This window comes from Massiliimalia timonensis, assembly GCF_900186585.1.
Classification (GTDB): Bacteria; Bacillota; Clostridia; order Oscillospirales; family Ruminococcaceae; genus Massiliimalia; species Massiliimalia timonensis.
Genome location: NZ_FYDD01000003.1, coordinates 1 through 20,065 on the forward strand (window position 1 = coordinate 1; position 20,065 = coordinate 20,065).

The following is a 20,065-nucleotide window of genomic DNA, read 5'->3' on the forward strand; positions in this document are numbered from 1 at the left end:
ACGTTCAGCTAGCGAGTACTAATCGGTCGAGGGCTTGACCTCAAATTATGCGAGGCTCAAGTGATGAATGCTACTTTTTCTCAGATTCATAATTATTCGGTTTTGAGGATACCATTTCCTCTGAAAAGTAAATAGACGGTGTTGATGGCGGTGAGGATCCACCTGTACCCATACCGAACACAGAAGTTAAGCTCACTTGCGTCGAAAATACTTGGCTGGCGACGGCCTGGGAAAATAGATAGACGCCGTCACGATAGGAACACCTGAAAAGGTGTTTTTGTCGTTTATTCCTCCTTAGCTCAGTCGGTAGAGCGCATAAGGCGTTTACAACCGGAAAAAGCTTAGAGGAAAACGACAAAATGGGTGAGCATAATTTGTGCAAGCCCACCATATTCCTCGTTAGCTCAGTCGGTAGAGCATGCGGCTGTTAACCGCAGGGTCGTTGGTTCGAGCCCAACACGGGGAGCCAGAAAAAGCCCGTAAACACTACGTTTACGGGCTTTTTTTATCCTAAAGCTTATCATTTATGAGGCAAAATAGTTCATATGCTAGAAAAAACAACCATATGGTTGTAAACCGGAAGAAACGATGGGATCGTGTTGCTTTACGGATCAAGGACCAAAGGAAAGAAGCCTAACAGTATTTAAAAAATACCGTTAGGCTTCTTTCCATTTTAAAAGCGAAATCGTACATTTGCGGAAAAGGAAAAAGAAATATATACTGGGGATGTAAAGGAGGCGCGGCATATGAAACAGGAAAAACGATATTTGTATTTGACCCCGAATGAATTTAAGATCGTCATATATAGCTTAAACTGGCTGCGTAATGCCAAAATCCAGAGAGGGGAATATACCGACTGGGTAGATGAACTGCTCATAAAGGCAATGAAAGCCCCTGTTAAAAAAGTAAAGATACATAATTAAGGGAAAGCCGTTTGCTCTAAAAAAGAGCAGACGGCTTTTTTTATCCCTCAAAAATAAAGCGCACTGTTACATAGCCGTTCATTTTTATGGGCGGCTAAATTTATTGGAAAGGAGGCACGGCTTGTTTGAAAACAAAAGTAATCGCAGTAGCCAATCAAAAAGGCGGCGTAGGGAAAAGTACCAGCGTATATAACCTAGGCGCGGGATTGGCTATGAAGAAGAAACGTGTTTTGCTGGTAGATGTTGACCCGCAGGGCGATCTAACCAAAATGCTGGGACAGCGAAGCCCGCACGACCTGCCGGTTACGCTCAGTAATGCGTTGAGTGATGTGGTAGCCAATACAGTAAAAGAGGAACACCGGGAAATAATGCGCCATTGTGAGGGCTTTGATTTTGTCCCTGCAAATCGTTCCCTTTCGGCTGTGGAGGTCAGCCTTGTGAACATTCCAAACCGGGAAACGGTACTGAGACGGTATATAGACAGCGTAAAAGAACCATACGACTATGTGCTGCTAGACTGTAACCCTTCTCTTGGTATGCTGGTTTTAAACGCCTTGTCCGCCTCAGACTATGTATTAGTCCCCGTACAGGCCGAGTATCTGGCGGCAGAAGATATGGCAGAGCTAGTCGGCACAGTACAGCAGGTCAAAAAAGCAATCAACCCTAAATTAAAAATTGGCGGTGTGTTTTTAACAATGACGAATGAAACAAAATTCCGAAAGGAAGTTACTGCGGCGGTAAAAGAGAATTTTGGAAAGCATTTGCCTGTCATGCAGACAGTGATTCCGGCTACGGTGCGTCTGGCGGAGATCAGTACGGCGAATAAGAGCATTTTTTATCATGAACCGAAAGGAAAAGCGGCGAAAGCTTACCGGAATCTAACAGAGGAGGTGATGGAGATTGGCGAAAAACAGCGTAGCCGGTCTGTTGACCTCAGTAGATGAACTGTTTACCACACAGGAAATTCGTGAAGAAGCAAAATTGGAACGGGTAATCGACCTGCCGCCAGATGAAATCAGCGATTTTCCAGATCACCCGTTTAAGGTGAGAATGGACGAGGAAATGCTGCAAATGATAGAAAGCGTGAAGCAGCATGGTGTTTTAGTTCCTGCTTTGGTCCGGCCTAAGCCGGAGGGCGGTTTCCAAATGATCGCAGGACATAGGCGAAAGCACGCCGCAAAATTGACCGAACTTTCTAAAATCCCCTGTATCGTCCGTGATCTCACCGATGAAGAAGCAACGATTGTGATGGTAGACAGTAACTTGCAGCGAGAAAAGATTCTGCCTTCTGAACGCGCTTTTGCATACAAGATGAGATTGGAGGCCATGAAACGACAAGGGCAAAGAAATGATTTAACTTGTGCAACACCGTTGCACAAGTCAGGGAAGAAAAGTCGTGAAATTCTTGCTGAACAAGTTGGCGAAAGCTATGAACAAGTTCGCAAATTTATCCGTCTAACAAGTCTTATTCCTGAGCTATTGGAATTAGTGGATAATTCTGTACTAAAGGAAAAGGATAAACTGCAAATAGCACTCCGCCCGGCTGTAGAATTATCTTACTTAAAAAAGGAAGAACAGGAGGATTTGTTTCAGGCTATTCAGGATATGGACTGTACCCCGTCCCATGTACAGGCAATCAAAATGCGGCAGTTTTCCCAGCAGGGAAGATTAGACAGCAATGTGATCTTTTCTATCTTAGAGGAAGAAAAACCAAACCAAAAAGAGCAGTTTAAAATCCCGAAAGAGCGCATCAGCAAATATTTTGCACCGGGGACGCCCGTGCAGAAAATTGAAGATACCATTGTTAAGGCACTGGAATTGTACCGCAAACGTCAGCGCAGTATGGAACGATAACCGTGTTACTAACAAGGGAGCATTGCGCTCTTTTTTAGAAAAGGAGTTTTTTTGCTTCTCCCCCTCTCCGCACCTCACCCCCTCTGCCAGCTAAACAAACCAGCTAAAAAAGAAGATAGATTCGTACATTTGCAGAAAGATGTTGTTTAAGAATATAATGGGGGTAAGTGAAAGGGGGAATAGCTGTGAAAAAAAGACTGATTGCTGTCATAACTTTTGCACTGGTATTGTTATCAAGCTGCGGCGGCCAAAGCGGCCTCAATGACGATACGACGAGCGTAGGACGGTATGAAAACAGTAGAATAGAAAATCGGGAGGGATCAGAAACGGAGAGCAGCGCCCGATCTTCTTTTTTAGAGAGTGAATCGGAACTGTCAGAAAAAACTCTTGATTCAGAGCAAACGGAAAGCACTACAGAAAGCAAAACGGAGCAGAGAAAACAGACAGGTACTGCCAGCAAATCGTCACAGGAAAATAAACAGCAGGCACAAACAGGGCAGAAACAATCTGCCGGTAAAACGCCCCAAACGCAGAAAGAGCAAGCTGCGTCCAGTAAAGAGCCGCAAACGCAAAAGCCAGAAGCAGCACCGGAGAAACCCTCAGCTTCTTCCAAACCAAGTACAGTATCAAAAGCAGAAAGCAATCCATCATCTACTCCGCAAGCTCCGGCTTTTCATGTTTCCGAATATATACAGCTTGCAAAGAACTATGGCCAGAATGTAGGACTTGCATTGGACAGCACAGCTACAGATTGTTGGGACGATCCCATTACAGCGAACGCGAATTGCCGGTATTTAAAACGGGATATACAAGACCGGCTTGACTGGTATAAGGCAAGTGGCTTTACTGCCTTTTGGGTATGGTCGGAACAGGTAGGAAGTGGAGAATACCTGATCTATATTGGCTACGCATAAATCTCATAATACAAACATTAGGCACACCGAAAAAGGGTGTGTCTTTTTTTATACTCAAAAATAAGGAGGTAACACGATATGAAGCTATTGAAAAAGCCCCTTTCCATATTCCTTGCAATGATGATTTGTATGCTGGGAATAGGCACAAATTTTACGAATATCGTATCAGCCGCAGCCGAGGAAATGACAGCATATATGATTGATATTCCTCGAAGTATCGACCCGCAGAAAACAGGCTGGGGACACCCAGCATTGAAATGTTTGGGAGGTTGGTCTATTGATGAAGGGAACTACTATACAGTCCATGCTCAGGACAGCTTTGAAGGCAGATTGATTTACTGTATTGAATTAGGGGTCGGTATGTACACTGGAGATCAGTTTAAACGGCGGGGTGAAGATTACTGGGATAACTACCCCTCAGACAGAAATCCAACGATTTCCCCTACAGTTATCAAAGCATACATTGGGCGAATTTTGCAGTATGGACAGCAAGGGAATGCAAATGTAAGCTGGAACAGTACGATACCGGCTCATGCCAAGGAACTTGCCGGATATATTGCAACCCAGCTTCTTATATGGGAAACAATCGTAGGAGAGCGTGACAGCCAGTTTAATCATGTCAATGCAAATGCACAAGGAAAAAACAACGTTAAGGAATATATTCTCCCGAATAACCCGATACGAAGTGAAATTTTCAGCGCGTATTCTAAAATTGAAAGTCAAGTAAAGAAACATACTATGCTGCCTAGCTTTTTTGCACGAAGTTCTGGTAGTGCCGGTACTTATGAATTAAAATGGGACGGGAAAAAATATTCTGTTACATTAACTGATAAAAATAATGTCCTGTCTGATTATACATTTTCCAGCAGCACCGCAGGGTTAAAGTTTTCTGTAAATGGGAATAAGCTGAACATTACTTCTGAAAAGGCTGTAAAAGGGCCAATTTCCATTAGGGCTGATAAAATCAACAGTAAACGAAGCGGTATAGTTGTTTGGACTGATGGAGATGGGAACAGCCAAGATACTGTGACATATGGGGTAAGTGTGTCTGATCCAATTTCCGGGTATATGAATCTGGAAATCAAAACCGGAAATATGAAGTTAATCAAAATTGCAGAAGATGATAAAGTAGAAGGTATATCCTTTAACATTACCGGAGAAGGGTATGCCGCTACCAAAACTACTGATTCCAAAGGGGAGATCAACATTTCGGATTTAAACCCCGGAATCTATACGGTGACGGAACAGACGGAAAATAAATATGAGCCGCAGGCCACTCAACGAGTAACTATCGTTAGCGGACAAACTGTTGCCGTACATTTTAACAATACCCTGAAACGCGGCGATTTGAAAGTAACCAAGACAAGTGAGGACGGTCTGGTAGAGGGTGTAAAATTCCATCTAACCGGTACATCACTTTCTGGTTTGGCGGTGGACGAATATGCTGTATCTGATGATTCAGGCATAGCAAAATTTGAGGACGTATTGATCGGGACGAATTATACGCTCGAAGAAATAGATACAGGAATTCAATATGTAGTGCCGGAAACACAGAAAACAGCGATTGAATGGAACAAGGTAACAAATAAGAGCGTCCATAACGTCCTTAAAAAGTTCCGGGTTACTGTTACGAAGTCGGATTCTGAAGCTGGAACGGCACAAGGCGGGGCTTCCCTTGCCGGAGCCACCTATGGGATTTATAAAGGAAATACTCTAATTGACAGCTATACCACAGACGAAAAAGGACAGTTCACCACTTCCTATTATATTTGTGATGATGATTGGAGTATCCGTGAAATCAATCCCAGCGAGGGCTATCTTTTGGATTCTACTATTTATCATGTAGGAGCAGAGCCGGAGCTTTATACCATTGAACTGAATGATACCGCCCTTGATGTAAACGAACAGATTATCAAAGGCAATATCGCTATTATCAAGCACACAAATAATGGGGACACGCAAATTGAAACACCGGAGGAAGGCGCGGAATTTGAGGTGTTTCTAAAATCGGCAGGAAGCTATGAATCGGCAAAGGAAAGTGAGCGCGATTATCTTACCTGTGATGAGAATGGATTCTGCCAGTCGAAGGATCTGCCCTATGGCATTTATACCGTCCGCCAGACAAAAGGCTGGGAAGGCCGGGAGCTGATCGACGATTTTGATGTATATATTGCAAAGGACAGCCAGACTTACCGTTTCCTAATCAATAACGCTAATTTTGAAAGCCGCCTTAAAATCGTCAAGGCAGACGCAGAAACCGGAAAAACAATTCCTTATGCGGGGGCGGGGTTCCAGATTTATGACCCGGACGGAAATTTGATTACGCAGACATTCACTTACCCGGAGATTACAGAAATTGACACCTTTTATACCAATTCCGAGGGTTATTTAATTACCCCGGAACCGCTTGCATATGGCTTCGGTTATTCTTTGGTTGAGGTGCAGGCACCCTATGGCTATGTCCTGAACAGCGAGCCGCTGTATTTTGATGTAACACAGGAAAATTCCAGCGAGGAAAGCGGGATTACTGTGATCGAAGTCGTTAAGGAAAACACAGCCCAAAAAGGAATTATCAAAATCAGCAAAACCGGCGAGGTATTCGCTTCCGTAACAGAGAGCGAAGGGATTTATCAGCCGGTATATGAGGTTCAGGGACTTCCCGGAGCGGCCTTTGAAATTATTGCAGCAGAAGATGTCTATACTCTTGACGGTACGCTCCGCTATTCCGCAGGTGAAATTGTGGATACTATTACCACCGGGGCGGACGGAACCGCACAGAGCAAACCGTTGTATCTTGGAAAATTTAAAATTCGCGAGGCAGAGTTTCCGTCAGGTACGGTAGATACTGGTGCGGAACCGCAAATTGTGGAATTAACCTATGGCGGTCAGGAGGTAGAGATTACCGAAACTCATGCCGCATTGTATAATCAGCGTCAAAAGGTTCGGGTAACGCTTGATAAGGTGCTGGAGCAGGACAAGAAATTCCAGATCGGCATGAATGATGAGGTAACGGCGGTCACTTTTGGTTTATTTGCGGGAGAAGATATTACGGCAGCAGATGGAACAGAGATTCCTAAAGACGGGCTGATTGAAATTCTTTCCCTGAATGAAACCAGCAGTTCCGAGTGTAAAACCGATATTCCTTTCGGGCATTTCTACTTGAAAGAACTATCTGCGGACGACCATTATATTTTGAACGGTGAAACATTCCCGATTGTTTTTGAATATGAGGGGCCTTCTGTGCCGGTTGTAGAAATCAAAGCTAACAACGGCGAAGCAATCGAGAACAAACTCATTCGCGGAAAAATCGAAGGCAGGAAAACCGATGAGAATGGTACGGGACTTGAAGGCGCTGTAATCGGACTGTTCCGAGAAGATGAAACTGAATTTACTGCCGAAAATGCGTTGTTGACCGCCGAATCTGCGGAGGACGGCGCATTTTCTTTTGAGGGCGTACCTTATGGGAATTGGCTGTTAAAAGAGGTACGGAGCGTAACCGGGTTCGTCCTTTCAGATGAGATATTCCCTGTTTCGATTGATAAGGACGGGACAATAGTAGAAATCACCATTGAGAACCAACGTGTTTATGGAAATCTCCGTTTGACAAAGATAGACAAGGACTACCCCGGTACTAAATTGACCGGCGCGGAATTTGAAGTGTATCGTGATTCCAATGGCAATCAGAAGTTGGACGAAAGCGATGAAATTCTTGGAGAAATGGAAGAATCCAGCACCGGTATTTATGAAATGGCACATGTCGAGTACGGCGGTGTGTTTGTTAAAGAATCCAGAGCACCGGAAGGTTTTCAGCTTGATGAAAATGCTTACTATATTGAAATTACAGAAAACGAAAAGATTTATGATGTGGAAAACGAGGCAGGAAAAGGCTTTGTCAATGCGGCACAGACTGGTTCCCTGCGGATTGAAAAAACGTCCAGCGATGGAAAATTAGAGGGCTTTACGTTCCGTATTACTGGTGCGAATGGATACGACAAGACCTTTATAACCGACGAACAGGGTGAAATCCATGTAGAACTGCGAGTGGGTGATTATACCGTTTCGGAAGTATCTAATGAGGCGAGCGCCAGATATGTGCTGCCTGCGGATAAGGTGGTAACAATCCATTCAGAAAAAACCACAGTAGCCAAAATGCACAATGAACTGCGGGATACGCCGAAAACTGGAGATGACAGCAAACCGTGGCTTTGGATCACTCTGATGGGTGTTTCTTCCATAAGCTTGATTGCAATAGGAATCGCTGCCTTGAAAAAGAAATCAAAGAAAGAGGAAGATGAATCATGGAATTAAAAACTATCGTTGCTATCGGCCTTGTTCTTTTTATTGTGGCGGGGCTTGTGTTCCTGTACATGAGAAATAGAAAGAATAAATAACTTTTCTAAGAAGGGAGCGGCAAAAACGCCGCCCCCTTTTACATAACCCTCAATTATATATCAAGGAGTGTAATGAAAATGAAAAGAGAGAGGTTTGAACAAAGAATATTTCGGGTGTTCGCACAGGCAGGTTATTCTCCAGTGCGGATTCTCACGATCACACCGGAGGAAATGGTAGAAATCCCCGGTATTACAGTTCCAAATATCCGTGCGGTTTTATATGTGCAGAATAAGGTGCTGGCAGAGAAAAATACGATACGAGCGGGGAAATTGGTAGAGGGTCTTTTACGAGAAGTAAAAGAAGAAAGCGGGTGGGGAGATGATTAGACCACATATTTTGGACACACTGGCTCAAAAACAAGACTGCTATATTTCCGATCTGCGTTTGAATCCCGTAAATAATCAAGCGGCACTGGCTGATCTGATCCTTTTAGATAATTCTGTCTGTCCACTGAACGAATGGCGGGAAACGGTTGATTATCTTATCGGAGAGGATATGTCTTTAGAGGACATAGAAATGATAAAAAATAATCTCTTAAGGAAATGGAGAAATTTGATATATGGAAAAACAAGCATTTGAATATATGAGTTATCATTTTATACCGGTTCGGCAATTCAACAAAAAAGAGGACTTTTTTACTGTTACTAGAAGGCTGAAATCAGATTTGGAATTAGGATTCTTTGATGATGATTATTATGGAAAAGGGAGCAGAAAAGCGGCATACGCCTATCAAGATTTTTATGTGGCTGCTACAGATAAGGAATGTGATATTTTTCAATGCTTGGAAAATGGTAAGCTGTATGTCCCTTGCACACATGAATTACAGCAGTATCAGGAAGCTCGGATAAATAAAAGGGGAGATAGAGATGAGCGGTAAAACAGGAAAACGTATGGCGGGTGACTATGAGATTTTTCAGGCAGTACATATAGGGGATAAAGAGATTGTGCTAGGTGAAAACCCACAAGATACGACCGGCGCAGAATATATGTGCGCCTTTTGCCAAAATAATGCACTGTTTGATTTATATTCTGATGTCATGTGCAGCAACGACTTTCCGGAGATAGCAGAATTGTTTGGCAGGCGGATCGCGGAACAAGCACATAGTATGCAGGCAGAACTGAACAAAATGAAAGCGGAGGGAATCAGCGACCATATTATCACACCGTCGGACTGTCCGCCGATTTCCCATAGTGACGATTTACACAATAAGGTAATTGTTATTAGGCCGGAGGTTCTGCATCGGGAATACCGCCGGGCCACTTGCCAGTTGAAGCTATGTAAAGGCGGTTTCGGCGCATATCCTAATAGCCGAGGTTCTGCTTGTGTTTGTGCTGATTTATATACGGGCAAAGTGAACCGATATGAGCGCATGGATATTATGGGGACTATGGAGCCGGAAAAATTGCCGCAATGGGCAAAGGAACGGTTAGAAGCCTTGTCGCGGAGAAAAGCAGATTTGGAACGGTAAAAATAATATTTGATATTGATTAGATTGAAGGAGCTGATGAATTGGAAATTCAAATGAATGAGGGATATATCATAATAGATTCAATTTACATTGGAGGTTCAGGATTTGTACTTGGTGTTAGTTCCTCTATACCGAATATGTATGTAACGTGGGAACATATCAATGGCAAATATTATAATGGACGTTATACAGGAAGCATGTTAAGTGCAAAAAGGGATTTACTCAGCCGAGCGACCAATGCGCTGGAAAGAATGGAACGAAAAAAACAACAGAAACAAGGCAATGAACCTGAGTTTACCCCGTGGGGAGAGATCAGTGAGTGCTGCGAATTATCTCCCGGTATATTCTCTGTAAGTACGCCGAGCCATGGGGGAATTATGGCAGAGGCCAGTATAGCAAAAAAAATATTTTCTAAGGAGGCGGCAGCCTGTGGATTTCAAGAGAATGGATATATTTGCTTTGAGGAAGATTGTGCGGCAACGGTTGCAATTAGGGAGTTAATGGATCGGGGAATTTATCAAGCGCCGGTCAATGAATACTATAACGCTGGAGAATATAGCAGTATGATTGATGACAGTATTAGGCGATATTATCCCGATTACTGGCGGAAACGAGAAAAGCAGCTTTCCAAAGGAAGTAACGTTATACCAACCAAAAAGAAAAACAATAAGGAGCGCGAGCGATAAATGAAATTAGATATAAGACCCATGAAGCCGGAGGAGAGGCTGTATATATATCAACAGAGCAGCCAGATCGAAGGACAGACCGGAAGTATCGGGCGCTTGCGCGGTGATTTTGGAAAAAGCGGCACGGAGTTTTATACCACATGGGAGGATTATATCAAGAAATTCCGTTCCGATGATTTTGACGATGAATTTGATAAGGTCATCAACGCCCTGCGTTTTGAAGATGTGGGCGGCGGTCTGTTTGGAAGCCGCAATTTCATGCGGCTTTTCTGCAAGGAAAACCCGGACAGCGCCTTTCAGGGAAACTACTGCGAGGAATACGGATTCCGTATCGACAAAGGGCGGCACAGCTTCCTGATACGCTGTAACCCGATGGCAGATGATTACAATTTCTATGTGTTTTGCTACGTCAAAGAGTATTTGGATTTCCACATGGAAAAAGCCCGGAATGGAATTCGCTTTATTAACTCAGACTACAAAGAATTATTTCGGATTCAAGACGGAGAGAAAATCAAAATCACCCGCCCGGACGGAGAAAGCCAGATTCAAACATGTCGGTATATTGACGAGTGCCATGTGGAAATCGGCAATAGTTGGAGCAGTCTTTACCACATCTGCCAGTTTGCCGAAAGGATGGAGATGAGCGGGAATCAGGTAATCCCCATGCGCTCGTCTTTGCCGGAATGGTGTTACAGCACGCTTCCGTCTACCGGAGAACGGATTATTATTCAAAAGGGTGAAATGGGCTATATTCCTTCCGAAATGGAAATTGTCGGGAAAAATGCCCGGAAAGCGGCGGATTTTGCAAATAATACCATCGGCGTTACCAAGGCGCAGGAGGCCGCTATGCTGGCTGGTTCCGTATTTGGCTGGCAGACGCCCGCCGCCGACCCGAAAAACTATGATGAGAACGGAAAGCTTATCAAACCGGCAAAAAAGAAAAATAGGGAGTATGAAAGGTGAGTAGTTATGAAATACCATGTGACCATTACAGAGATAAACTATGGCGGAGTCGATGTAGAAGCCCGAAATGAAACAGAAGCACAGGAAAAAGCGCGGCAGGAATACTATAACGGCAATGTTTTCTGGAAGGACAGCGAGATTTCCGATCTTAATGCTGAAGCCGCCCACCGACAGCAGAAAGACCGGGGTGAAGCGCGATGAAAGAGGACAGGCACGTTATTTGGAGTAATTACAATTTAGACTATAAGGACTGGAAAGACGATCTGGAAGCTGAATACCCGGATTTGTCTGAAGAAGAACGGTTTGAATTGATGTATGAAATCAATGATAGATACCTAGATGATGAACGGCTTAATTTAGACCTTCAACTTTCCACCCCTATTTTGGTTATTGGGGATTTAGGGCTTTGGAATGGGCGGGTAATAGGCTATCAAGAGATTGAAAGCGGCAATATTCGGGACTGCCTATGCTCGGATACAGATTATTCTACATGGTATGTAGACCGGCTGGGCGATTTTCGGTGCGACGCGATCCATCATGACGGGGTAAACTGCTATTTATACCGTGCGTACAAAGAGAATGTACGAGAATCACAGATTGACCTGCTAAAAGAGAAAATATACCGGGGGAAAGTGACCCGTGCAGATATAACGAGAATAACCCGCAGGCTTGGCGATGAGATCGCTCAGGTCTACGGGTTTCCTATTCCCCGCCAACAAACTACCGTGAAAGTAAGATAGGAGGGAGGCAAATGGCAACAGAATATAAAACGCTTACCGAGATATACCGGGACGCACAGCATAAATTGGCGGATATAGAAGAATGGTGCAAATTTTTAACTGCCGCCTGCCGTAATTACCGGCTTCCTTTTGATGAACAGCTTCTCATTTTTGCCCAGCGCCCGGACGCTGCCGCCGATCTTCCAATTAACGGAAAATATGGCTGGAATCAGCGGTTTGGACGATGGGTGAACAGTGGCGCGAAAGGAATTGCTGTATTTGACCGGTCCTATGCAAAAGGGACACGTTTAAAATATTATTTTGATATTTCTGATACGCATGAAACAAACATCTCCAGACCGGTTCCGCTTTGGACTATGCGTTCGGAATATGAATTGGAAGTAATTGAAACTCTGGGAAACAGCTTTGGGGATTTAGACAAACGATCTAATTTTACGCAGGCGTTATTTTCGGCAGCGAAAAATGCGGCTGAGGATAATATCCCGGATTATACCTCTGAATTGCTCGGCTTAACAAAGGACAGCTTTTTAGAGGAACTCGATGAACTTAATATTGCGCTGATTTATAAAAATTTAGTGCAAAACAGTATCGGATATATGCTGTTAGTTCGGTGCGGTATGAATCCAGAACCGTATTTTGACAACGATGATTTTCGGGATATTCTGAATTTTAATACCCCGGAAACAATCAACGCTTTAGGAACTGCAACCAGCAGTATTGCTCAAATGTGTTTGTCGGAAATTGCCCGGACTGTATTGAGTTTGGAAAGACAGGCTAAAAAAGAAAATCGCACATTTGCAGATACATTAAAAACACTGTATGCTGGAGGTGTGAAAGGAAAAGAACCGGAAAGGAGCGTTGACAATGAACGGAATCACATACAGCAGGCAGGGCGAGTTCAACCTACCGAATCTGCTTCCGCCGCAGGAAACGGAGGGACAGATCGGAAAATACGCGTTGCTGAGGCTGGAATTTCTCAAGGAACACAGGAAAATCACTTACACGAATCTGCTAACCACGGGAACACTGAATACCCATTTAGCGGAGATCGAACGGACGGCGGCGAACCGATTGAAATTGATGATGAAACAAATGAGCGAATCAGAAGGAATAACAGAGGAATTGAAAGCGAACGCCCCCGTGAAGTGGGCAGGACTGATGAACAATATCCGTCACTCAGCGGAGGAGATTATTCTGAGCGAACTGATTTACAGCTAAACAAAGAAGCAGAGGAAAAAGCAGGCGGCGGCGAGCTGCCTGCTTTTTTAGATGAAAAACTGATTATGGCTGTAATCGCAAATAAAGATGATGATTTAAAATATAAGAAACATCAAATAGTGTTGTTCTTTTCTGCTCATTCAAAACCGGAAGAACGAGCAGGATATATAAAATCTGCGTATCAGGATAGATATACTGAGATAATAGCGGACGGAGTAAGGGTAGGCTATAAGCCGCAGGATAACGGGCTGTTGATATGGAAAGGCAGCTATCTTTCACGGACACATGAATCAGTATTTTCTTGGGATATTGTTGCAGAATGGACTGGAAATCTGATAGAAAAAAAGGAATATCTGATTGAAACAGATGTAGGAAAACTAAAAAATCAAGCTGTACAGCAGATGTCGCTGTTTGATTTTGTTGCAGAAAACAATAAATCTTTGGAAGCAAACGACGGAGAACAACATTTTAGTTTTCCACTTCCTCAGCAGATTATAGATGAATCCCTTTGCCTTGGATCAAATGAAATACAGAGCCGGTTGACGATTTGTGCATATTTTATGAAAGATAAGCCATTGACGGATAATGCTTACTTTTTAAAAAAACATTATGGAGAAAACGGTGCGGGATTTTATTTCAATGACCGTAAAATATCAATTTGGTATAACGAGGACGGGATTCGTATTGCTTACGGAAGTTCTGCCCGTCAAGCGGGTACGCTTATTACTTGGGAACAAGCGGCAAAGCGAATCCGGGAATTACTGGACATGGGACGGTATATGCCGCAGAGCGAACTGGAGCAGGCTGAGGATTTTGAACGAAAAAATATAGCAGAACAACTTTTGTTTTTATATCGGGATATTGACAGCGATAAGACAGGACAATTTTTTCCTACCCTCTGTACTGTTTATGAAACCAGAACTGACTTTTCGGATATGAGCGAAAAGATCAAATTATTACTGGAACAGACAGAACAGGTAAAGAATTTAACCGGGGAGTGTATGGAGTTTTTGTCCGCTTATGAAAAAGACAGAAATATTATGCGGTTTCATTACCATCAGCCGAAAAAAATACTTCATAAGCTTCAGGATTTACAGCGTGAGCCGCTTAGATTCACTGCGGAAGAGAATTTCCCGCAAAGGCGTTTCTTTATCTCAGATGATGAGATAGATAATCTTTTGCGTGGCAGTAAAAACAATAGTGATTATAGACTGGCAGTTTACTCTTTTTATCGGAACCACAATGACCGTAAGGAACGAGAGAAATTTTTGAAAAACCTTCACGGGGAATATTCGGGATTTAGCGGCGGTAATGATGATGTGATGTATCAGAATAAGGGAGTATATTTCAGTCATGGAAGGATTATGGCTCCTTATGCTAAGGCAGAATTAAAATGGCATGAAGTTGAAAAACGTATCGACTTTTTGATTTCGCATAATCAATTTTTATCTGATCATGACCGCGCTGTTATGCCGCAATACGAAAAACAACAGATTGCGAGAAATATTCGGACATTCTTTGAGAATGTCCCGCAGGGACAACCTCGCCCCTATCCTTATGAAACAGAGTTTTGGGGAGCGGTCAAGCTGATAGAGGAACAGCTTGACGATCCTGCACATGTAGAAGAAATTTATCGAATGATGGTTCCGGTATGGAAAGCTACTGCACAGGACAATCGTCTGTATTCCATGCGGCAAAGGATATTTGAGAATATTTCTGCGTTCCGTCAGGGAACATTTACCCTTTTTGCGGAGAAAAAGGAACATGCCGGTTCCGCAGCTATACCGGAATACCGCAGTAAAAAAGAAACTGAACCGGTAATATTAGTGGAATCAGACCATTTAGAAAATTTATCAGCAATTCCTGAGCAGCTTATTGAAGAAAGCGGCTTCCATGAACCACAGACAGCAGATGAAATAGAAGAACAGGAAGGATCACCAAAGGAAGAACAGGAAATTATACGGCTTGTACCGCCGAAACCATATCGTCAGCACATCACATTTAACACGATACACTCAGAAATTCCAAAGGAACAGCGATACGATTTTCAGATTACAAACGATGATCTAGGCACTGGCTCTAGGGGAGAAAAATTTGAAGCTAACGTAAAAGCCATTCACTGTCTGAAAAAAATTGAAGCAGAGGATCGTCTTGCAACACCGGAGGAGCAGGAAATTTTGTCACGGTATGTTGGCTGGGGTGGATTGTCTGATTGTTTTGATGAACGCCATAGTAAGTATCAGGAGTTAAAATCTTTTTTGAACGAGGAAGAATATGAAGCGGCGCGGGAAAGCAGTTTAACCGCTTTCTATACTCCCCCGGCTGTGATCCGGGGAATTTATCAGGCATTGGAACAAATGGGTTTTGCAGAGGGAAACATTTTGGAGCCATGCTGCGGAATAGGAAATTTTATGGGCATGCTGCCGGAAAGCATGAGGGAAAGCAAGTTTTACGGCGTTGAACTTGATTCTATCAGTGGAAGGATTGCAGGACAGCTTTATCAAAACAGCAGTATTTCGGTGAATGGGTTTGAAACTGTAGAAATGCCGGACAGCTTTTTTGACGTTGTGGTTGGAAATGTACCTTTTGGAGATTTTAAGGTACTGGACAAACAATATGATAAATTCAACTTTTTAATTCACGATTATTTTTTTGCAAAGACTATTGATAAGGTGCGTCCGGGTGGTGTTTTGGCTCTTATAACTTCTAATGGAATAGGAGGCGGAACATTTGATAAGCAGGACCGGAAAGTGCGGGAATATATTGCTCAACGCTGTGACCTGATCGGCGCAGTCCGTTTGCCGAATAATACTTTTTCCAGAAATGCCGGCGCAGATTTAACAACTGATATTCTATTCTTACAAAAGTTAGAACGCCAGCGCAGTATGGAGGTAGAAGCCCCGGAATGGGTCAATGTTGATGTAATTCACGAGAACGATTTTATAAACAGTGAAGGAGAAAGCCGCCATCAAAAGATAACGCTGAATCGGTATTACAAGGAACACCCGGAAATGGTTTTAGGAAATCTGGAAATCAAGTCCGGCCCATTTGGGCCGCAGCTTGTTTGTTCCCCTGTTCAGGAGGCTGATTTTTCAGAACAGTTAAAAGAAGCGGTCAGCCGCCTTAAAGCGGAGATCACACCCTATGAAATAGAAGATGTGGAAGAAATTGATGACTCTATTCCAGCAGTTCCAGATGTTAAAAACTTTAGCTATACCATTGCAGACGGTACGGTTTATTTCAGAAACAACTCCCGCATGTATCCATATAAAGGCTCGGTTACAGCAGAAAATCGAATCCGTGGCATGATCGCTCTGCGGGACTGTGTTTATAGCTTGATTTTTATGCAAACGGAAAATTACCCGGACGATGAAATAAAAAAGGAACAACAGAAACTTAGTAATCTTTATGATGAGTTTGTTAAAAAGTACGGGCTAATCAGCGGCAGAGGGAATGATATGGCTTTTTCCGAGGACTCTGGGTATTATCTTCTTTGTTCTTTGGAAGTCCTAGACAAAGAAGGAAATTTTAAACGAAAAGCAGATATTTTTTCAAAACGCACGATTCGCCCGCATATTCCTGTATCGCATGTAGACACTGCGAGCGAAGCCCTTGCGGTATCTATTTCTGAAAAAGCAAAAGTTGATATAGAATACATGTCAGAATTATCAGGCAAAACCCCGGAAGAACTGGAAACAGAACTTTCCGGGGTAATTTTTCGGGATATTGACTGTCCTGAAACAGCAGCCGAGATAGCCGCGCCTTTTTTAGATTTAAACCGTTATCCTTTAGTCACAAGCGATGAATATTTGTCTGGCAATGTCCGACAAAAGCTGCGAATGGCAAAAGCACTGTGGGAAGTATTACCAGCCGAAAAGAAGGCAAGAATAAAAACCAATACCGAGGCGCTGGAAACTGTACAGCCAAAAGATTTAGCTGCCGGGGATATTAGCGTGCGTATTAGTGTAAACTGGATACCGCTTGAAATCTATCAGCAGTTTATGTATGAATTGCTGGACACCTCAATTCAATCAAAAAGATATATCAAAATCCTGCGTTCTGAGCATAGCAGCCAATGGAATATTACAGGGAAAAGCACAGACCGGGGTAACGTCAAGGCTAACAAAACCTATGGAACAGACCGGCTTAATGCCTATCAGATTTTGGAGCAGACCCTAAATCAAAAAGATGTTCTGATTTTTGACTATATCGAAGATGAAAACGGAAACAGAAAGGCGGTGCTAAATAAGAGGGAAACAGCGATAGCGCAAGATAAGCAGGAATTGATAAAACAAAAGTTCAAGGATTGGATTTGGAAGGATATTGACCGGCGTAATATGCTGTGTAGGATATACAACGAGAGATATAATAGTATCAGGCCGCGTGAATATAACGGGGAGCATATCACATTTTCCGGTATGGCCCCGGATATTGCTTTGCGTCCCCACCAGATCAATGCGATAGCCCATATTATGTATGGCGGAAACACCCTGCTTGCCCATGAAGTAGGCGCGGGAAAAACCTTTGAAATGATTGCGGCTAGTATGGAGATGAAACGTCTGGGGTTGTGTACAAAATCAATGGTCGTTGTTCCAAACCACATAACTAAGCAGTGGGCTTCTGAATGGCTCCGGCTTTATCCGGCTTCTAAGATTTTAGTGGCAACCAAAAAGGATTTTGAAACTAAGAACCGGAAAAAATTTTGCAGCCGTATCGCTACCGGAGATTATGACGCGGTAATTATTGGCCACAGCCAGTTTGAAAAAATACCAATGTCGATAGAAAGACAGACTGCTTTTCTGCGTTCCCAGCTTTTTGAAATCACTCAGGGAATTGAGAACGCTAAGGCAGCTAAAGCAGAACGATATACCGTTAAACAAATGGAAAAGACCAAAAAAAAACTGCGTGCAAAGCTGAAAAAGCTGAATGATACCAGCAGAAAGGATAATATTGTTACCTTTGAACAGCTAGGGGTAGACCGTCTTTTTGTCGATGAAAGCCATTATTATAAAAATTTGTTTTTTGTTACTAAAATGCGGAATGTCAGGGGAATTGCCCAGTCAGAAGCGCAGAAGTGCTCAGATCTTTTTATGAAGATCAGGTATCTTGACGAGATCACAAATAACCATGGGACTATTTTTGCAACAGGTACACCGATCTCTAATTCAATGGTAGAGCTGTATTCGCTGCAAAAGTATTTGCAGTATGAAGGTTTAAAAGAATTAAGACTGATTCATTTTGACGATTGGGCGGCAAATTCCGGAGAAACAGTCATAGCAATGGAGTTAAATACCACTGGAACCGGACTGCAAATGAGAACGAGATTTGCAAGGTTTTATAACCTTCCTGAACTAATGTCTGTATTTAAACTGGTTGCGGACATACAGACTGCGGATATGCTGAATCTTCCTGTCCCCAAAGCCAATTTTCATGTTTCAGTTTTGAAGCCTTCTGAGCTTCAGAAAGAAATGGTGAAAGGATTAGCGGAACGGGCTGAAGAAATTCACAAAGGAGGCATAGACCCAAGAATAGATAACATGCTGAAAATTACCAATGACGGAAGAAAACTGGCGTTGGATATGCGGCTTGTCAATCCTTTAGCCCCTGATGATCCAAATGGGAAGATAGCCGTTTGTGCTCAAAAAGTATTCCATATCTGGAAGGAAACAGAAAAGCAGCGAAGCACACAGCTTGTTTTTTGCGACCTGTCTACTCCGAAGAATGATGGAATGTTTAACGTATATGATGATCTAAAGCAAAAATTGGTCACACTAGGAATCCCGGAAGAAGAAATCGCTTTTATTCATGATGCTAACTCTGATGTTCAAAGAGAAAAGCTGTTTGCAAAGGTGCGTTTAGGAAAGGTACGGGTCCTTATGGGAAGCACTCAGAAAATGGGTGCGGGAACCAATATGCAGGATAAGCTGATTGCTAATCATGATTTGGACTGCCCGTGGCGTCCTTCCGATCTGCAACAGCGATTGGGACGTTTGGTTCGTCAAGGAAATGAAAATCCAGAGGTTGAGGTTTACCGTTATGTCACAGAAGGGACTTTCGACGCTTACCTTTATCAGCTTATAGAAAATAAACAGAAATTCGTAGCTCAGATCATGACCAGTAAAACGCCTGTCCGTGTTGCGGAGGATATTGATGATTCAGTCCTTAATTATGCTGAAATTAAGGCTCTTGCTACTGGAAATCCTTTGATTATTGAGAAAAGCAATTTGGATATGGAAATTAGCAGGCTGAAATTATTGAAAGCCAGCTATATGAATCAACAATATGAATTAGAAGAATTGGTAGTAAACAGTTACCCGAAACAAATTACTGCTTTAACAGAATATATCAAAGGATATGAGAGGGATATGCAGCTAGCAGCAGAAAATCCGAAGCCAGAAAACGGATTTGCAGGAATGGAAATTATGGGAGAATATTATACAGAGAAGGAAAAGGCGGGAAAGGCAATTATACAAGCCTGTGCTCAAATGACAGAAACAAACGAGATTACATTAGGGACATACCGGGGCTTTTCCCTCACCTTGTTTTATTACGGTATCATGAACCAATATAAAATTAAGATAAAAGGAGCTATGTCCTATACAGTACCTTTAGGAGAGGATATTTTCGGAAATATTACCCGGTTAGACAATGCGATTGCTAACATATCTGGTACATTAGAGGCAGATAAAGCAGAGCTGGAGGATATAAAAGTGCAGCTAAAAAATGCTCAGGAAGAAATGGCGATACCATTCCCGAAAGAAAAGGAACTGGAAGAAAAAACAAAGCGATTGAATGAAATAATTGTTAAGTTAAGACTTGATGAAAAGGACAAGGCGCTGATTGATGATGTCCCAGATGAAGCAGAAGAACCGGAGAAAAGAAATGTGATGAGTATGGCAAGATAAA

At 42.9% G+C, this 20,065-nt stretch carries 15 protein-coding genes, 1 tRNA gene and 1 rRNA gene; all 17 read left to right on the forward strand.

Going from position 1 to position 20,065, the window contains the following annotated elements; genetic code table 11:
* Positions 1-134 precede the first annotated feature (134 nt).
* The 17 genes from rrf (at position 135) to CIB36_RS02025 (ending at position 20,064) form a co-directional block, all read left to right on the forward strand.
* A 5S ribosomal RNA gene (rrf, locus tag CIB36_RS01950) occupies positions 135-251 on the forward strand.
* A 142-nt stretch (positions 252-393) separates the two neighbouring features.
* Positions 394-469 (forward strand) — tRNA-Asn (locus tag CIB36_RS01955).
* A gap of 277 nt (positions 470-746) precedes the next feature.
* A complete protein-coding gene (locus CIB36_RS13390) occupies positions 747-923 on the forward strand; it encodes a hypothetical protein (RefSeq protein ID WP_203226420.1) in 177 nt (58 codons plus the stop codon).
* 125 nt (positions 924-1,048) lie between these two features.
* Positions 1,049-1,867 (forward strand): ParA family protein, encoded by an 819-nt coding sequence (locus CIB36_RS01960; RefSeq protein ID WP_093987948.1) that lies wholly within the window; start codon positions 1,049-1,051, stop codon positions 1,865-1,867.
* Positions 1,824-2,777 (forward strand): ParB/RepB/Spo0J family partition protein, encoded by a 954-nt coding sequence (locus CIB36_RS01965; protein WP_093987949.1) that lies wholly within the window; start codon positions 1,824-1,826, stop codon positions 2,775-2,777. The genes CIB36_RS01960 and CIB36_RS01965 overlap by 44 nt, the downstream gene beginning before the upstream one ends.
* A 185-nt stretch (positions 2,778-2,962) precedes the next feature.
* The gene (locus CIB36_RS01970) at positions 2,963-3,691 is read left to right on the forward strand and encodes a hypothetical protein (RefSeq protein ID WP_093987950.1); all 729 of its coding nucleotides are present in this window, start codon (positions 2,963-2,965) and stop codon (positions 3,689-3,691) included.
* Positions 3,692-3,769: 78 nt separating this feature from the next.
* Positions 3,770-7,999 (forward strand): SpaA isopeptide-forming pilin-related protein, encoded by a 4,230-nt coding sequence (locus CIB36_RS01975; protein ID WP_093987951.1) that lies wholly within the window; start codon positions 3,770-3,772, stop codon positions 7,997-7,999.
* Positions 7,990-8,082: an LPXTG cell wall anchor domain-containing protein gene (locus CIB36_RS13210; protein ID WP_158662548.1), complete on the forward strand. Its 93-nt coding sequence runs from the start codon at positions 7,990-7,992 to the stop codon at positions 8,080-8,082. The genes CIB36_RS01975 and CIB36_RS13210 overlap by 10 nt, the downstream gene beginning before the upstream one ends.
* A gap of 78 nt (positions 8,083-8,160) precedes the next feature.
* Positions 8,161-8,409, forward strand: coding sequence for a hypothetical protein (locus CIB36_RS01980; RefSeq protein ID WP_093988941.1), 249 nt, complete (start codon positions 8,161-8,163; stop codon positions 8,407-8,409).
* The gene (locus tag CIB36_RS01985) at positions 8,402-8,662 is read left to right on the forward strand and encodes a hypothetical protein (protein WP_093987952.1); all 261 of its coding nucleotides are present in this window, start codon (positions 8,402-8,404) and stop codon (positions 8,660-8,662) included. The genes CIB36_RS01980 and CIB36_RS01985 overlap by 8 nt, the downstream gene beginning before the upstream one ends.
* Complete coding sequence (locus CIB36_RS01990) at positions 8,643-8,960, forward strand: hypothetical protein (protein WP_093987953.1); 318 nt, start codon at positions 8,643-8,645, stop codon at positions 8,958-8,960. Before CIB36_RS01985 ends, CIB36_RS01990 begins: the two co-directional genes overlap by 20 nt.
* Positions 8,950-9,552: a hypothetical protein gene (locus tag CIB36_RS01995; protein WP_093987954.1), complete on the forward strand. Its 603-nt coding sequence runs from the start codon at positions 8,950-8,952 to the stop codon at positions 9,550-9,552. The genes CIB36_RS01990 and CIB36_RS01995 overlap by 11 nt, the downstream gene beginning before the upstream one ends.
* 41 nt (positions 9,553-9,593) lie before the next feature.
* Complete coding sequence (locus CIB36_RS02000; protein ID WP_093987955.1) at positions 9,594-10,238, forward strand: DUF7007 domain-containing protein; 645 nt, start codon at positions 9,594-9,596, stop codon at positions 10,236-10,238.
* On the forward strand, positions 10,239-11,201 hold the full coding sequence (locus CIB36_RS02005; RefSeq protein WP_093987956.1) for a hypothetical protein: 963 nt from the start codon (positions 10,239-10,241) through the stop codon (positions 11,199-11,201).
* A 6-nt stretch (positions 11,202-11,207) separates the two neighbouring features.
* Positions 11,208-11,402, forward strand: a complete 195-nt coding sequence (locus tag CIB36_RS02010; RefSeq protein WP_093987957.1) for a DpnD/PcfM family protein — start codon at positions 11,208-11,210, stop codon at positions 11,400-11,402.
* Entirely contained in the window at positions 11,399-11,941 is a 543-nt protein-coding gene (locus CIB36_RS02015; RefSeq protein ID WP_093987958.1) for a hypothetical protein, read from the forward strand. The genes CIB36_RS02010 and CIB36_RS02015 overlap by 4 nt, the downstream gene beginning before the upstream one ends.
* Positions 11,942-11,952: 11 nt before the next feature.
* Positions 11,953-20,064, forward strand: a complete 8,112-nt coding sequence (locus tag CIB36_RS02025; protein WP_456085488.1) for an SNF2-related protein — start codon at positions 11,953-11,955, stop codon at positions 20,062-20,064.
* Position 20,065 lies beyond the last annotated feature (1 nt).

Bases quoted from the DNA above. Each gene is read 5' to 3' on its own strand.
- CIB36_RS02010 (WP_093987957.1), top strand. From the start codon at position 11,208: ATGAAATACCATGTGACCATTACAGAGATAAACTATGGCGGAGTCGAT.
- CIB36_RS01995 (WP_093987954.1), top strand. From the start codon at position 8,950: ATGAGCGGTAAAACAGGAAAACGTATGGCGGGTGACTATGAGATTTTT.
- CIB36_RS01980 (WP_093988941.1), top strand. From the start codon at position 8,161: ATGAAAAGAGAGAGGTTTGAACAAAGAATATTTCGGGTGTTCGCACAG.
- CIB36_RS13390 (WP_203226420.1), top strand. From the start codon at position 747: ATGAAACAGGAAAAACGATATTTGTATTTGACCCCGAATGAATTTAAG.
- CIB36_RS02005 (WP_093987956.1), top strand. From the start codon at position 10,239: ATGAAATTAGATATAAGACCCATGAAGCCGGAGGAGAGGCTGTATATA.
- CIB36_RS01990 (WP_093987953.1), top strand. From the start codon at position 8,643: ATGGAAAAACAAGCATTTGAATATATGAGTTATCATTTTATACCGGTT.
- CIB36_RS13210 (WP_158662548.1), top strand. From the start codon at position 7,990: ATGGAATTAAAAACTATCGTTGCTATCGGCCTTGTTCTTTTTATTGTG.
- CIB36_RS01985 (WP_093987952.1), top strand. From the start codon at position 8,402: ATGATTAGACCACATATTTTGGACACACTGGCTCAAAAACAAGACTGC.
- CIB36_RS01975 (WP_093987951.1), top strand. From the start codon at position 3,770: ATGAAGCTATTGAAAAAGCCCCTTTCCATATTCCTTGCAATGATGATT.
- CIB36_RS02015 (WP_093987958.1), top strand. From the start codon at position 11,399: ATGAAAGAGGACAGGCACGTTATTTGGAGTAATTACAATTTAGACTAT.
- CIB36_RS02025 (WP_456085488.1), top strand. From the start codon at position 11,953: ATGGCAACAGAATATAAAACGCTTACCGAGATATACCGGGACGCACAG.